Origin of the sequence: Pseudomonas sp. CM27, from assembly GCF_013179515.1 — a bacterium.
Lineage (GTDB): Bacteria > Pseudomonadota > Gammaproteobacteria > Pseudomonadales > Pseudomonadaceae > Aquipseudomonas.
In genome coordinates, this window is the sequence record NZ_JABMCN010000080.1 from 1 (window position 1) to 14,208 (window position 14,208).

At 64.0% G+C, this 14,208-nt stretch carries 13 protein-coding genes; 8 read left to right on the plus strand and 5 right to left on the minus strand.

Going from position 1 to position 14,208, the window contains the following annotated elements; all coding sequences use genetic code 11:
* The coding region (locus HP547_RS12335) for a peptidylprolyl isomerase (protein WP_172286417.1) at positions 1-440 on the plus strand (440 nt) is incomplete at its 5' end.
* Positions 437-1,159, plus strand: coding sequence for a UDP-2,3-diacylglucosamine diphosphatase (locus HP547_RS12340; protein ID WP_172227573.1), 723 nt, complete (start codon positions 437-439; stop codon positions 1,157-1,159). The genes HP547_RS12335 and HP547_RS12340, both read left to right, overlap by 4 nt.
* A 69-nt stretch (positions 1,160-1,228) precedes the next feature.
* On the opposite strand, the gene HP547_RS12345 is transcribed toward HP547_RS12340, so the two are convergent.
* Complete coding sequence (locus HP547_RS12345) at positions 1,229-3,520, minus strand: acylase (RefSeq protein ID WP_172286425.1); 2,292 nt, start codon at positions 3,518-3,520, stop codon at positions 1,229-1,231.
* Between the two features lie 217 nt (positions 3,521-3,737).
* Here HP547_RS12345 and HP547_RS12350 point away from each other — a divergent pair, with 217 nt between their 5' ends.
* The gene (locus tag HP547_RS12350) at positions 3,738-4,112 is read left to right on the plus strand and encodes a fe2+ zn2+ uptake regulation protein (protein WP_172229111.1); all 375 of its coding nucleotides are present in this window, start codon (positions 3,738-3,740) and stop codon (positions 4,110-4,112) included.
* Between the two features lie 48 nt (positions 4,113-4,160).
* On the opposite strand, the gene HP547_RS12355 is transcribed toward HP547_RS12350, so the two are convergent.
* Positions 4,161-4,349, minus strand: a complete 189-nt coding sequence (locus HP547_RS12355) for a hypothetical protein (protein WP_172229109.1) — start codon at positions 4,347-4,349, stop codon at positions 4,161-4,163.
* A gap of 151 nt (positions 4,350-4,500) precedes the next feature.
* Here HP547_RS12355 and HP547_RS12360 point away from each other — a divergent pair, with 151 nt between their 5' ends.
* From HP547_RS12360 to HP547_RS12375, 4 genes are all read left to right on the plus strand, one after another.
* Positions 4,501-4,959 carry a hypothetical protein gene (locus HP547_RS12360; protein WP_172229107.1) on the plus strand — a complete coding sequence of 153 codons (459 nt, stop codon included), beginning with the start codon at positions 4,501-4,503 and terminating at the stop codon, positions 4,957-4,959.
* Positions 4,960-5,208: 249 nt separating this feature from the next.
* Positions 5,209-5,589, plus strand: coding sequence for a Mor transcription activator family protein (locus tag HP547_RS12365; protein ID WP_172229105.1), 381 nt, complete (start codon positions 5,209-5,211; stop codon positions 5,587-5,589).
* Between the two features lie 58 nt (positions 5,590-5,647).
* Positions 5,648-6,325: a DUF2589 domain-containing protein gene (locus HP547_RS12370; protein WP_172286418.1), complete on the plus strand. Its 678-nt coding sequence runs from the start codon at positions 5,648-5,650 to the stop codon at positions 6,323-6,325.
* A 75-nt stretch (positions 6,326-6,400) separates the two neighbouring features.
* Entirely contained in the window at positions 6,401-6,967 is a 567-nt protein-coding gene (locus tag HP547_RS12375) for a DUF2589 domain-containing protein (RefSeq protein ID WP_172229101.1), read from the plus strand.
* An 18-nt stretch (positions 6,968-6,985) separates the two neighbouring features.
* Here the strand turns inward: HP547_RS12375 and HP547_RS12380 are convergent, their stop codons facing one another.
* From HP547_RS12380 to HP547_RS12390, 3 genes are read right to left on the minus strand one after another with little or no spacing between them, the layout of a single operon-like run.
* Positions 6,986-10,660 carry a translocation/assembly module TamB domain-containing protein gene (locus HP547_RS12380; protein WP_172286419.1) on the minus strand — a complete coding sequence of 1,225 codons (3,675 nt, stop codon included), beginning with the start codon at positions 10,658-10,660 and terminating at the stop codon, positions 6,986-6,988.
* A complete protein-coding gene (locus HP547_RS12385) occupies positions 10,657-12,399 on the minus strand; it encodes an autotransporter assembly complex family protein (protein WP_172286426.1) in 1,743 nt (580 codons plus the stop codon). The genes HP547_RS12380 and HP547_RS12385 overlap by 4 nt, the downstream gene beginning before the upstream one ends.
* A 52-nt stretch (positions 12,400-12,451) precedes the next feature.
* The gene (locus HP547_RS12390) at positions 12,452-13,102 is read right to left on the minus strand and encodes an N-acetyltransferase (protein WP_172229969.1); all 651 of its coding nucleotides are present in this window, start codon (positions 13,100-13,102) and stop codon (positions 12,452-12,454) included.
* Between the two features lie 162 nt (positions 13,103-13,264).
* Here HP547_RS12390 and xthA point away from each other — a divergent pair, with 162 nt between their 5' ends.
* Complete coding sequence (gene xthA, locus HP547_RS12395) at positions 13,265-14,077, plus strand: exodeoxyribonuclease III (RefSeq protein ID WP_172229966.1); 813 nt, start codon at positions 13,265-13,267, stop codon at positions 14,075-14,077.
* Positions 14,078-14,208 lie beyond the last annotated feature (131 nt).

Consider the following 14,208-nt stretch of genomic DNA (forward strand, 5'->3'; position numbering starts at 1 on the left):
CCCCGATCACCGTGGCCAACTTCATCGAATACGTCAACGCCGGCCACTACAGCAACACCGTGTTCCACCGTGTGATCAAAGGCTTCATGATCCAGGGCGGCGGTTTCGAGCCTGGCATGAACGAGAAGCGCGACAAGCGTGCCAGCATCCAGAACGAAGCCGACAACGGCCTGAAGAACACCAAGTACAGCATCGCCATGGCCCGTACCATGGAGCCGCACTCTGCCTCGGCACAGTTCTTCATCAACGCCTCCGACAACGACTTCCTCAACCACAGCGGCAAGAACGTTCAGGGCTGGGGCTACGCCGTGTTCGGTGAAGTGACCGAAGGCCGTGAAGTGGTCGACGCCATCGAAAAAGTCGCCACCGGTTCCAAGGCCGGCCACCAGGACGTGCCGAAAGACGACGTGATCATCGAGAAAGCCGAGATCATTGAGTGATACTGCTGATCTCCGATCTGCACTTGCAAGAAGAACGCCCGGACATTTCCCGGGCGTTTCTTGATCTGCTCGACGGCCGCGCGCGCCATGCCAGGGCGCTGTACATCCTTGGCGATTTCTTCGAAGCGTGGATCGGTGACGATGCCATGACGCCGTTCCAGCAGTCGATCTGCAAGGCCATGCGCCAACTGAGCGACAGCGGCACGGCCATCTACCTGATGCACGGCAACCGTGATTTCCTGATTGGCCAGGCCTTCTGCGACGCCGCGGGCTGCACATTGCTGCGCGACCCTAGCGTGATCGAGCTGGGCGGTGAACAGGTGCTGCTGATGCATGGCGACACCCTGTGTACCCGCGACCTGGGCTACATGAAGATGCGCCGTTTGCTGCGCAACCCGCTGAGCTTGTGGATACTGCGGCACCTGCCGCTTTCGGCGCGCTACAAGCTGGCGCGCAAGCTGCGTAGCGAAAGCCGCACGCAAACGCGGATGAAATCCACCGAGATTGTCGACGTCACGCCAGACGAAGTACCGAAGGTGATGGCGGCGCATGGCGTGCGCACGCTGGTGCATGGCCATACCCATCGGCCGGCGATCCACAAGCTGGTGGTGGATGGGCAGCCGGCTCGGCGCATCGTGCTGGGCGACTGGGATCGCCGCGGCTGGGCCTTGCAGGTTGACGAGCAAGGCTTCCAGCTGGCGCCGTTCGAGTTTTCCTGACATTGCAGCGTTGGTACTACCGACCCCTTCGCGGGTAAACCCGCGAAGGGGCCAGCACAGGCTAATGCCTCAGGGCCTGTTGGCCACCGCCCCCTTGTCCCGCTCACTGATCAGCACTTCCCGATACTGCGGATCCGCCTTGATCTGCGCCTCGGTAAACGGGATCACCGCCAATTGTTTGGCCGCAAACGCCCTGGTCTGATCACTGGCATGCGCCGAAGCCGCTTCGCTCGACTGCGAGAACGCCAGCAGCCCACGGGCTTCTGGCCCCTTGTCGGTAAAACTGACCAATTGCAAGTAACTGGTACCACTGACCACCAGACGCTTGCCCTGCCCATGCGGCACGCTGTAGATCGCGTTGTACACGCCCAGTGCCTGCGGGCCTCCCGCTACCGGCGTGCCATTGATGGCCTGTTGCACCTGCCCCCAGCGCGCATCCCCCGCCATGCCGCTCTCCCTTACCTGTTTCAGTGAAGCCAGCGCCGCAGCATGCACCAGCTTGCCCACAGCTGCCTGCTCGATTGCCAGGCCGCGTGGCGTGTGCTGCGGGTCAGCCGGGTTGAAGGCCACCCGCCAGCTTTCCGGATGCTCGGCCAGGGCATTGAACAGGTTCTGGAAATGCACCAGGCCAATGCCACTGTCGAGGTCGGCCTTGCCATTCCAGGCTGCCAGGCTGCTGCAAACCGGCTGTACGTCGACACCGGCACCCTTGCACCATTGCAACAGGTCTGGCAGCACCAGGCTGGCCAGGTACACCTCGTCATCGGTCACCATGCGTTGCAGGTCGTCCACCCCCAACAGCGCCGTGCCCTGCAAGCGCTGCAGGGCAAAGCGGCCGCGCATGCCCAGCGGCTGGTCGTCGCGGCTGACCAAAGGTGAGTAACCGGTCAGCGGCTGCGCCGGGTTAGCCATCCAGGCAGGGTCGTTGGAATTCTGCACGAAGTCTTCGCGCTCAAGGCTCGGCAGCAGCCGTGCCGGGAATATGCCCGGCTGCGCCGCCTGCGCATCGACCTTCCAGTGGCACGCGCTACGGGAGCCGTCCATCACGACCATGCGCCCTTGTGCCTTGGGGTTGCTACAGGTATCGAGCAACTGCTGGTCGACGTAAGGCACCACCGACTGGTTCAGGTACAAGGCCCGGCCGCCTTCGTCCACGGCCAGCGTGTTGACCCACGGAATACCCTGCAGTTGCGCCACCGAGCCCTTCAAGGCTGCCAGGCTGTCGGCACGGTTGATCTGGTACCACTGCTGCAATACACGGGTATTTTCCAGGTTGGCGTCACGCAAGCTGTAGGCCGTGTGCGTATCCCAGTCCAGGCGCCCCGGCCATTGCACCACCGGGCCGAACTGCGAACTGTAGACCTGCCGCTGCACCTGGCTCAGGCTGCCATCCTCGGCCTTGACCGCCACACTGATGGTTTGCCGGGCCAGCGGCAGCGACTTGCCGTCGAGCAGGTAGCGGGTCGGGTCCTTGGGGTCGAGTTGCAGACGGTAAAGGGTAAAGTGGTTCGAGGTGTCGACGGTATGCGTCCATGCCAGGTGCCGGTTGAAACCGATATTGACCACCGGCAAGCCCGGCAATGCCGCGCCCATCACATCCAGCTGGCCGGGGATGGTCAACTGCATCTGGTAGAAGCGCATGCCGCCCATCCACGGGAAGTGCGGGTTGGCCAGCAACAGGCCGCGGCCATTGACCGAACGCTGCGCGCCCACGGCCACCGCATTGCTGCCACGCTCCGTGGCAAAGCGTTCTTGCCGCGCCAGCGCAGCGGCAAAGCCGGCCGGGGCCTGCTGGCTGGCCAACGCAGGTGGTTGCGCCCCTGCCAGTGCCTCGACGAACTGCCCTGCACCGCCTTCGGCCAGCAGCCGGCGGGTCAGCTTGACCAGATCCTCGCTGCTGATCGGCCGCACCCACTCGCCCTGGCCGCATTCGGCGGGCAAACCCTGGCGGCGGCGCTCGGCCAACGCCCGGTTGTAGCCGCTCGCATAGCCCGCCAGCAGTGCCTGCACCGGTGCCGGCTGCGCCTGCAAGAAGGCATTGACCGCTGCGGGGCTGTTCAGCCAGGTGAAGAACAGGTCGCTGGCCAGGTTGTCACGCTGCTCCAGGGTCTTGCCCTTGGCACCGAAAAAGCGTGAGCGCTCGCCGCTGACGGTCAGCACTTCGTTGGCCAGCAGGCACAGATTGTCCTGGGCGTACGCATAGCCGATGCCATAGCCCAGGCCCCGCTCGTCCTTGGCGACGATGTGCGGCACCCCGTAACTGGTACGGCGGATCTGCGCACTGGCATCGGCAGCGGCGGGCTGCGCTGCTACGCCGCCGCTGAAGGCCACAAGGGCGGCAGCCAGGCCAGCGCAGGTCATGGGACGGGAAAGTGGAAACACAGGCGCTCCTCGGATTCGGGGGGTATCCCGATCAGACGAATGGCCACATGAAAATTTTACGTATTACAAGGCGATAGGACGTCTTGAAAAGGAACAAGCATTTTTTTCGCGAGTGGGTTGCAGTTTTTTCGTTCTCATTCGTCCTAGTAAGTGAGGCACCCATATTTCGGGTTCGTCCACGAAAAGGAGCATTCACATGTACAACCCGCAAACCTCGATCCAGGCCGGGCGCGTCCCAGGCAAAGCGCCCAGGGAACAGGACGTTTTCGCCGACGAGCGAATTGGCAACGAGCAGATCCGCGAGCTGCTGCGCACCTTTGGCCTGCGCACCAGCCTGATCCGCCTCAAGGTGATCGATGCCCTGCATGCCGCCGACCGCCACGGCCGTAGCATCGGCGTGCGTGGCGTGCACGCACAACTGGAACAGCTGGACATTCCGCTGTCGTTCCTGAGTGTGCGCGAAGTGCTGAAGCGGCTGTGCGCCGAAGGCGTCATCCAGCTGGGCAGCGACAAGTGCTACAGCCTCAATCCCCAGGCACGCGCCGTACTGGAGCAGGCTCTCCCGCGCTGAGCGCATGGCCGGCCATGGCTGGCCGGCCCGCACAGCCCAAGGCTTGGCTCAGGGCTTGACCTTGCGCCGAAGGATGCCGTTGATCACCACGACCACCACGGCGATGGCGATGGCCAGCATCTGGAAGGTCTGCTCACTGATCGTGCCCTGCTTCTGCAGGTGGGAAAGGCCCAGCATCAGGCCCAATACCACCAGGATGATCAGAACGGAATATTTCAGGCGCTGCACATGTGTCATCGAAGGTTCCTTGCAACATCAGGGGCAAATGGCTCGCAACGAGCGGCGGCAATGATACAACGCCCACCCGCCCCGGCGCTGCATTTCCTGCTGGGTGGGGTAACGGTAGCCTGAAAGCATGGGCCTCCCAAGCACCCATGCCGGAGGCACCATGTTCAAACCGCTGCTGTTGGCGTCACTGTTTCTGACCCCCCTCTCCCTTCATGCCCTCGATACCCGCCAGATACCTTCCGAGCAGCTGTTTCAGCTAGGCCGCGAGCTGGCTGCCCATGCAGGGGCCAGCCAATGGCAGCAAATGTGGCAGCGCGTACGCCAGGCCGGCTACTTGCAGGCCGATGGATCACCCGCTCACTTCAGCGTGCCCTTAGCCTTGCTGCCCGACCTGGCCCGTCAGACCCTGGCCCAGGCCGACCAGGTGCAGGCGGTACAGCAGACCCAGGCGCTCTATCGCCGCAGTTTTGCCGACCGGGTTATCGGCCAGCGGCAGGGGGCGCCGTTGCATGCGCTGTGCCTGCTGGTTGACTGGCGCACCTTGCCACAAGGCATGGCCGACAGCCCTCGGGCCTACCTGAACAGCGCCAGCCTGCTGAGCAGCTATCCCTGCGACTGAGGGTTCTACAACCAACTGGCAAAGGCGGGATCGAGCGCATGGGAAATCAGCAACCACATACCATGGCTGAGGCCGTTTCCTACAACGGCTGACATCGATGCCCGCAAAACCTGTTCTCCGAAGCTACAACCCTCAACCTTTATGCCGCCTAGCGAGGCGCCTGTCTGTCGCAGAAAATTCAGGCACACCTTCGACATAACGCCGCGGGTGATCGGGTAGCCCATTCCACCCATCCCGAAGGAGCGTCATATGCAACTGCCAGATTTGAGCCAGATCGATATCAGCCAACTGCCCCACTCGCTGCAGGCCCTGATCGACTGCATCGGCATCGACAACGCCTACCAGCTGACCTGCGCCTACGGCGGCAGGCCCAAGTACATCCCCAAGCACCGCGAGCGCACCAAGCTCGCCGACGTACTGCCAGCCGAAGCACTCGACGCGCTGATCAAGCGCTTTGCCGGGGTCGCCCTGGAGATCCCCAAGGTCGACCATTTCCTGCGCCAGCTACGCAACCTGCAGATCCAGAAAGAAAGCGCCGACGGCCTGTCCCGCAGCCTGCTCGCCAACAAGTACGGCCTGAGCCTGCGTCAGATCGGCAACATCCGGCGCCAGGACCCTTGCGTCCGCTGAGCCCCCGTGGCTGCGATCGGCGGCCACCTTGATCCCCCGCTAGAGAGAGCACCTCGAAATGTCGATAGATAACAGCCTCATCGGCTCCGTCATCAATGCCCTGCCGATGGACCGCATGATTGCCGGCCCCCTTCAGGCAATGGTCCAGGCGCAGATAACTGCGAGTAAATCGTATGCCGATTTCCTGATGCAGGTGTGCGTCCAGGACGGCAAGGCGGTAGCTATCCAGTTTGACTACGACGAAACCATTGTCGACGAACAGGGCGCATACCAGGGCGTGGTCAGCAAGACCATGAAAGTGCCGTTGCTGGCGGCCATCACCCACCCGAACATCGCCATCGAACAAGGCACGGTCGATTTCGAACTGATCATCAACCAGATGTCGGAAGACGTCTCCGGCAAGGACATGAGCGCACAAGCGAGCGGCTCCCTGGGCTGGGGGCCATTCAAGCTGAATGTGAAGGGCAGCGTCAGCCACAAGTCCACGCAAACGCGCAAGACAGACACCCGTGCCCGCTACGCATTCAACACTACATTGAAGCGCCAGGAGCCGCCTGAAGCGGTGATGAGGGTGATCGACTTCCTCACGGACGCGGCAACCAAGCCAACCGTTGTAAAGACCGCGGCCCTGGAAAGCACCGATACGGTTTCGCAGAAAGACACTTTGAAAGAGCCCACGAATGGCATCACCCCGTCTGCTGGCGCAAAGACCCCTCCGCCCCCGTCTTTACCTTGACCGCCATCTCCTACCCCGAAACTGCCCCTCTGCGCGACGCCAGGGGGGTGTCACCTGGCCTCAGGAGCCAATCAGATGGATAAATCCCCCGCGCCGATGACTTCCATCGACCTGCGCGAAATCACTCGTGGCCTGCAAGAAGCCGCAAGCGCCACCAACAGCCTGATCGCACAGCAGTACATCAACCTGTTCGACCAGTTCTTCGAATGCGACGCCGAGGCGCTGGGCGCCCCCATGAAAGCCAAGATGGTCGAAGTGGCCATGGACAGCCAGCACATCATGCGCGTGCCCTTGTTCGCCCTGGTCTCGCCCAAAGGCCTGGCGCTGGAGCGTATGCAGGTCGATCTGTCGGTGCGCGTCAAAGGTACCGAAGCCAAACAGGCCCTGGTGCACGCTGGGGAGAACAAGACCGCCAGCTTTAAAGTCACCATCGGCGGCCAGGGTCGCCAGGGCGAAAACCGTGACCCGGACGAAGTGCAGATCCGCATGCAGTTCCAGGCCAGTGAACCACCAGAAGCACTGAACCGGCTGATCGAGGAATACACCAGCCTGATCACTCCGATACGCGCCCCCAGCCCGCCGCACCCGCCCGGTCCCGATACCGGGACCAATGAATTCATCGAGGCGGCGACCATCCGTTGACAGCCGCCCCGACGCCGCTTAGAAGTCGCGCTTGTAGAAGATGTCCAGTGAGCTGGCAAGCCCGCTGGCGGCTTCCAGGTAGACCTTCTTGCTCAGCTTGTAGCGCAACGCGATGGTGTTGGCGGGTTCGAACACCCCTACCCCGTAACGCAGGCTCAGCTTCTCGGTAAGGTTACCGCTGGCGACCACGCTGGTGGTGTTGCCCGAACCTTCGGTATCCAGCTGGAAGTCGTCGATGCCCAGGCTGGACGCCAGGCTGCCGGTGATGCCGGCGCTACCGGCCAGGCCCAGGCCCAAGGCGGCCTCGGCGAGCATGTTGTTGTCCTCGCCAGAGGTCCCCAGAGGCCGCCCCAATACCAGGTACGACAGCGCCTGCTCCTGGCTCATGGCGGGCTCGGAGAACACTTTGGTAGTGGGCTGCTCGGCGCTGCCACTCAGGCGGATACCGGCAATCACGTCGTCAACCTGGCGGATGGCTTCGATGTCCAGGTAAGGCTGGTCGATGGGGCCGGCGAACAGCAGCCGCGCCCGGCGGATGGTCAGGCGCTGGCCGTAGGCACGGTAACGGCCGTCGGCCAGGCTGAGCTCGCCGCGGGTATCAAGGTTGTCGCCGATGTGCACATGGCCAAGCAGGTTGGCGGTGAGGCCAAAGCCGCTGAACGACAGCTTTTCGCGGCCCACTTCGACATCGATGTCCATGGCCATCGCCATGGGCGCTTTGCCCTCCTCGGTCTGATGGCCGACGATGACCGTGTCATCCGACACCTTGACGGTGGACGGTGGCAGCTCGCGCACAGTGATCTTGCCCTTGGGTACCTGCACCTTGCCGGTCACGGCCAGCTTGTCGTCGATCAGGCGCAACGTCAGGTCCGGAGCAACCTCAAGCGTCGCATAAGGCTCGACCGTGATCGGCAGCTGCTGGCCCTGCAAGCGCACCTCCATGCCCAGTGCCTGCCCCCAGTGGACGTTGCCGGTCAGCTGGCCACGCCCGGCCTCACCACTGCGCCAGCTGCCATTGAGCTGGACCTGCTCGCCGGCGATCAGCGCCTGCAGCGACAAGTCCTCCAGGCTGGCGGGGAGTTCCGCACCACTGATTTCGCCACCACTGAGCGCCAGGTTGCCGTTGACCTGCGGTGCCAGCAAGCTGCCTGAAAGCCGGCCACTGCCATTGAGCTGGCCTGCCAGGCGCTCGACCATCGGCACGAACGGCCGGGCTACCGACAGGTCCAGCCCGGCCAGACGAAAGTCCCCCGACAAGGGTTTGTCCTTGCCCAGCGGATCGAGCCGGGCATTGATGTTCAGCTCACCCAGGCGCTCGCCGCGAAACGCCAGGCGCGTATCGATGCGCCGCGGTGCCAGCGTGCTGTCCACACGCAGGGCCTGGTACGGGAAGTCGACCCAACGGTCCTTGTCGCGCACCCGCAAGGTGCCGCCGCTGGCGTCGATGACGATGTTGCCCTTGGGGCCGCTGGCCGGAATATCCAGGTTGATATCGGCGTTGAGCAGGCCCTGCCAGGCAAAGTCCTTGGGCAGCCACTGGGCCAGACTGCCCAGCGGGAACTGCTTGAGGTGGTAGCGCAAGCGCGGTTCGGGGGCCAGCCGCTGGTCGTCACCGCACAAGCTGGCCTGGCCGGAGCGCCAACAATGGGCACCGAAGTCCAGCTGACCGCTGGCCAGCCGCTGCAGCCGCGCCGGGGCCTGCAACTGCCAATCCTGGCCGCCGGCCTGGATGCGTCCACTGGCCAGGCGCCCGCGCCAGTCACCTTTGTTCAGCTGGCCATCCAGGCCCAGATCGAGTTTGAGCTGCGGCCCGTCCAGTGCCAGGGTCAGCGCCTGCTGGCGAATGTCGCCTTTGCCGTTGGCCTGCAGCGTACCCAGTGCCGTATCACCCAGTTGGATACCGCTCGCCTTGAGCGCGATTACCCCGCGCTGGGCGTTGTCCAGACGCGCACCCAGATCAAGCTGTTGCAAGCGGTTTTCGGCCTGGGCCAGTCGCTGGCCCTGCAGGGTCAGGGTACCCTGCGGCGCTTGCAAGGTGCCGGCAACATCCAGCCGGCCCTTCACCTGGCCTTGCAGCCTTGGCCACAGCTGGCCGAGGCGCGGCAGGTCAAGGTCGATCCGCCCGGCCAGACGCTGCTGCAGGCTGCCACTGCCGTTGATGCGGTTGTCACCCAGCTGGATTGCCAGCGCACCGAGGGTCCAGCTCTGCCCTGAGCCCTGGGCCTGGGCCTTGAACACCGCCGGCTGACCGCGCAGGCGGCCTTTGAGGTCAAGCTGGGCATCCAGGCTGAGCACCTCGCCCTTCAGCTCGCCCTTGCTGCGCAGCGGGCCGGCCAGGGTGCCCGGCAGCTCGGCCAGCCAATAGGCCGGGTCGAGCGCCGAAAGCTGCAAGTCGACATCCCAGGCCACGGTGTCGGCAAAGCCTATGGCGACGCTGCCGGCGGCCTTGCCTTGCCCCGCGGTGAGCGTCAGCTGCGGCAGCTTCACCTGCGCCAGGTCACCCTCGAACGGGCTCGCCAGGCTGAACGCCCCCGCCGGGCCGTCCAGGTCACCGTTGAAGCTGCCCTGGTAGTTGCCGTCGAGATAATGCACCTGGGCATTGAAACGCTTGAGGGTGACTTCGGGCGGTGTTTCCAGTGGGTACAGGCGCAACCACGGGAAGTCCTGCCAGTCCAGCTGCGCGTCGGCAGTCAAGGCCTGTTGCCAGTCGGCGGTGGCTTGCAGCTTGACCCGTTGGGTGTCGCTGGCGTTCAGGTCCAGGGCATCGAGCCTGGCGCCTTTGCTGTCGACCCGCCCGGACAATGCCAGGGCGATCGGTGATTGTTCCGCCGGCAGGCTGGCCGACCCTGCCAGCGCATAACCCTTGAGCAGATCACCCTTGGCATCGAGCGTGAGCTGGTTCAGCTGAAGGGTGTCAGGCAATGACCCGGCCGGTTTGAAGGCCTCCGAGCGGATCTGCAAGGTAGCCGGCAGGTGCTCGGCCAACGCCTGCAACTGGCCGGTCAGCGTCGCATCGAGGTAGCCACTGCTGGTACCGGCCAGCTTCAGGGTCTTTTGCAAGTCCCCCGTTGCAGTCAACGCCAGCTGCCAGGGCTTGTCCTCTACCGCAGGCAGCTGCAGCTGCGCCTGCAGTTGCACCGGCCAGTCACCTTCGGGCTGCAGATCGCCCTGCAGGTTCAATTGCAGGTCATCGCGCTGCAGGTGCAGGCTGTCGATGCGCATCCCGCTAGTGGTCCAGTGCGCTGCCAGTTGCAAATCGCCCAGCAGGTCGCTGCCATCCAGGCGCAGCTGGCCAACCTTGACCTCCCCCAGCTCAATGGCCAACGGCAGGCGCAGTGCCGGCAACTGCAGCGGACCACTGTCCGCCGCCTGGTCACTGGGCGCAAACGCCATGTCGATGCGCTGTGCCTGCAAGCGGTCGATGCACAGGGTGGCGCGCAGCAGGCAGGTGGGCGACCAGGCGAGCACCGGGGCTTGCACCTCTACCGTGCTGCCGCTATCGGCCCAGCGCAGCTGGCTGGCCTGCCAGCTGCCCGCCAGACGCCCCTGGAAGTCGCTGACTTCAAGCCCGGGCACCTGGCCCAGCGCCCAGCGGCTGCCCGCCTCGGTCCCCAGCAAAAGCCCCAGCGCCATGCCCAGGCTTGCGGCTACTCCCAGCAGGCCCAGCAAAGTGTATTTGATCACGCGCTTCACAGCTCAGGCCCCATGGAAAAGTGCAGGCGAATTCCCCCGTCGTCATCCAGTGCCTTGGCCAGGTCCAGGCGCAGTGGCCCCACCGGCGACACCCAGCGCACACCAAAACCGACACCGGTCTTGAGGCTGGGCAGCTCCAGGTCGTTGAACGAATTGCCCTGGTCGACAAAAGTTGCGATCCGCCATTTTTCGGTCAGCGAGTACTGGTACTCGACGCTGCCGGCAACCAGATAACGGCCGCCGATGCGGTCGCCGTCGCTGTTCTTCGGCGACAGGGTCTGGTAGTCGTAGCCGCGCACGCTCTGGTCGCCACCGGCGAAGAAACGCAGCGATGGCGGAATGTTGTTCTTGAAACCATTGGTCGCGCTGCCCCCGAACTGCACGCGGCCGAGGAAGCGGTGGTTGTGGCCGAGCGTGGTCAGCCCCTTGAGCAATACGTTGCCATGCAGCAGGTTGGTATCGGAAACCAGCCCCTCCTTGGCCACCTGGGCGTCGAACTGCAGGCGGTAGCCGTTGTGCGGGTCGATGCGGCTGTCACTGCGCAGGAAGGAATAGCTCACCCCAGGCATCAACAGGTTGCTCAGCCCGGAATCGTCGCCCAGGCGATATTCCTCACGCTGGTACTTGAGCGAAATCACCCGCTGCCAGCCGCTGGGCAGCTTGCTGTGCCATTCGGGCCCGACGGTCAGCAGCTTGCTAAGGGTGTCGGTACCGGCGAGCTCCTCGTTCTGGTAGCCGCCGGCAAAGCGCAATTTGTCGGTCAGCGGTGGGTCGAGGGGTATGTCGTACCACAGCCCGACGTTCTGCCGGGGCGCCGACAGCTCGGTTTCCCAGCCGTAGCTGTGGCCCTGCGGGTTTACCCAGTGGCGGGTCCAGTTGGCCTTGCCGCGCGGCCCGACGTCGGTCGAGTAGCCCAGGCCCAGACCCATGGTGCGTGGTTTGCGGGTTTCGAGGCGGACATCTACCGGGATTTCTTCAGCTACAGCGGCGGTGGGCGCCGCATCCACGCGCACGCCTTCGAAATAGCCGCTTGATTGCAGGTCATTGTTCAGTTCGGCAATCAGTTCCGAGTCGTAGGGCGTACCCGGTTTGAACGAGACCATGCGCTGCAGCAGGTCGTCGTCCAGCGGCGTGTCGCCACCGAAGGTCACGGCGCCCAGGTGGTAGCGCGGGCCGCTCTGGTAGACCAGTTCGATGTCGGCCACCCCGGCCTGGGGGTCGACCGCCAGGCGCTGGCGGCTGAAGTGCCCGCTGAAGAAGCCGTAGCGCGACGCCTGGTTGAGGATCAGCCGCTTGGCGTCCTCGTACAGGCCGTGGTTGAGTTGTTCGCCCGAGCGCAGCGCCTTGCTGTCCGGTACGCGGAACGCCTTCATCTCGCTGGCCGGGCCTTCGATGCGCACGGTCACGGTGCGCAGGCGGATGGGCTCGCCGGGGTTGATGGTGATGATCAGTTGCGGGGAGTGGTCAGCCTGTTTGCCGGGCTTGACCTCGGTATCGATCTGCGCCTGGTAGTAGCCAAGTGCCTGCGAGGCTTTGCGCGCCTGCTCCTGTGCCCCACGACTGAAGCGTAAAAGTGCTTCTTCATCGCGGTCGCCAAGGGTACCGATATAGCCTTCGACATTGGCCTTGAGCGCCTTGTTGGCCGGTTTGACCTTCACCAGCAACTCACTCTGGCCCCATGCTGCGACACTGGCGGCCCAGAAAACCAGGCCCCAGGTCAATCTTCCTGAATACGTCATGCGGCGCATGCTACCAGACCCAGGCGCTCAAGGGAGCCGCCTGGAGGCCTGTTCAGGCGAAAACGGAACGTGAAGACGTCGGGTTGGGATGGAAGAACACCCTCTCCCGGACGGGTCCAACCGCAACCTCGCCGATTTCCTCATAGCCCTGGCGCTGGTAGAAAGCCAGGTAGTGCTCGTTGCCGGTGTCCAGTACCACACCCTGGGTCCCCGGGTCGTCCGCGCACCAGTCGTGCACAGCTTGTAACAATTGCTCGCCGTAGTGCCTGCCCTGGAACTGCGGGTGCACCCCCAGCAACGGCAGCACATGCACCTGATCGGTGGGCAGGCAGGTGGCCAGGGCGGCCTGGTAGTCCATGTAGCGGCGTGTGCAGCGCAGGCCGGTGCCCAGCATCATGCGCAGGCGCCACGCCCAGCTGTCGGCCACCCCCAACCGGCGCAACGGCGGCACGATCAGCGCCACGGCGATCAGGCGGTCTTCCACCAGCAAGCCGATGGCAGGCAGTTGCAAGTAGAAGTGCTGGCGCACCCATTCACGCACCATTACCCGCAAACGCTGCTCGTATCCCGGGCGCTGGGCCTCGAAGATATAGGCGAAGGTAGGTTCGTGGCGGTACGCGTTGTACAGCAGCGAACGCACCTCGCGGCTGTAACCGTCATCGAGCAGGCAGACACGAGCCGGAGCGGCAGTGGTTTCGGGCATTGCGGGCAGACCTCCTGGAATGGGCATACAGTGCCTTGGAGGGGCTCCAGCGCGCTTCGTTCAGCCCCTACAGCACGTTAGCAGCAGCCTTGCCAAGGCGCCACGCTGGTGATGATGGGCGATGTCGGCTAGCATCGCGCCTTTTACCGGGATCGTCTTTCCATGAAGATCGTCTGTTTCAACATCAACGGTCTGCGGGCCCGTCCGCACCAGCTGGCGGCGCTGATCGAAAAGCACCAGCCGGACGTGATCGGCCTGCAGGAAACCAAGGTCAGCGACGAACAGTTCCCGCTGGCCGACGTGCAGGCGCTGGGATACCACGTGCACTATCACGGCCAGAAAGGCCATTACGGCGTGGCCCTGCTGTCGCGCCAGGCGCCGCTGAGCCTGCACAAAGGTTTTGCCACCGATGAAGAGGACGCCCAGCGGCGTTTCATCTGGGGCACTTTTGCCGATGCCGATGGAACCCCGATCACCATCATGAACGGCTATTTCCCTCAGGGAGAAAGCCGCGACCACCCCACCAAGTTCCCGGCCAAGCAGCGCTTCTACAGCGACCTGCAGGCGCTGCTGGAAGGCCAGTTCCGCAACGACCAGCCATTGCTGGTGATGGGCGACATGAACATCTCGCCGCAGGACTGCGACATCGGCATCGGCCCGGACAACGCCAAACGCTGGCTGAAGACCGGCAAGTGCAGCTTCCTGCCGGAAGAGCGTGAGTGGATGGAGCGCTTGAAAGGCTGGGGGCTGGTGGACAGCTTCCGGCACCTGTATCCGGATGTAGCCGACCGCTTCAGCTGGTTCGACTACCGCAGCCGTGGGTTCGAAGACGATCCCAAGCGGGGGCTGCGTATCGACCTGATCATGGCCTCGCAGCATCTGGTGCCGCGGATCAAGGCGGCGGGTGTGGATTATGAGTTGCGGGGGATGGAGAAACCTTCGGACCATGCGCCGATCTGGTTGGAGCTGGGTTGATAAAGTGCATGCCTTGAGGTATGGGCTGCCAGTGAGATCGAGCGCCGCCCGCGCGGCGCTTCGCAGCACAAGGCTGCTCACATTTGTTGCAACGTGCCGAACCTGTAACGCCATGGCTGCCAGCCCTGGCG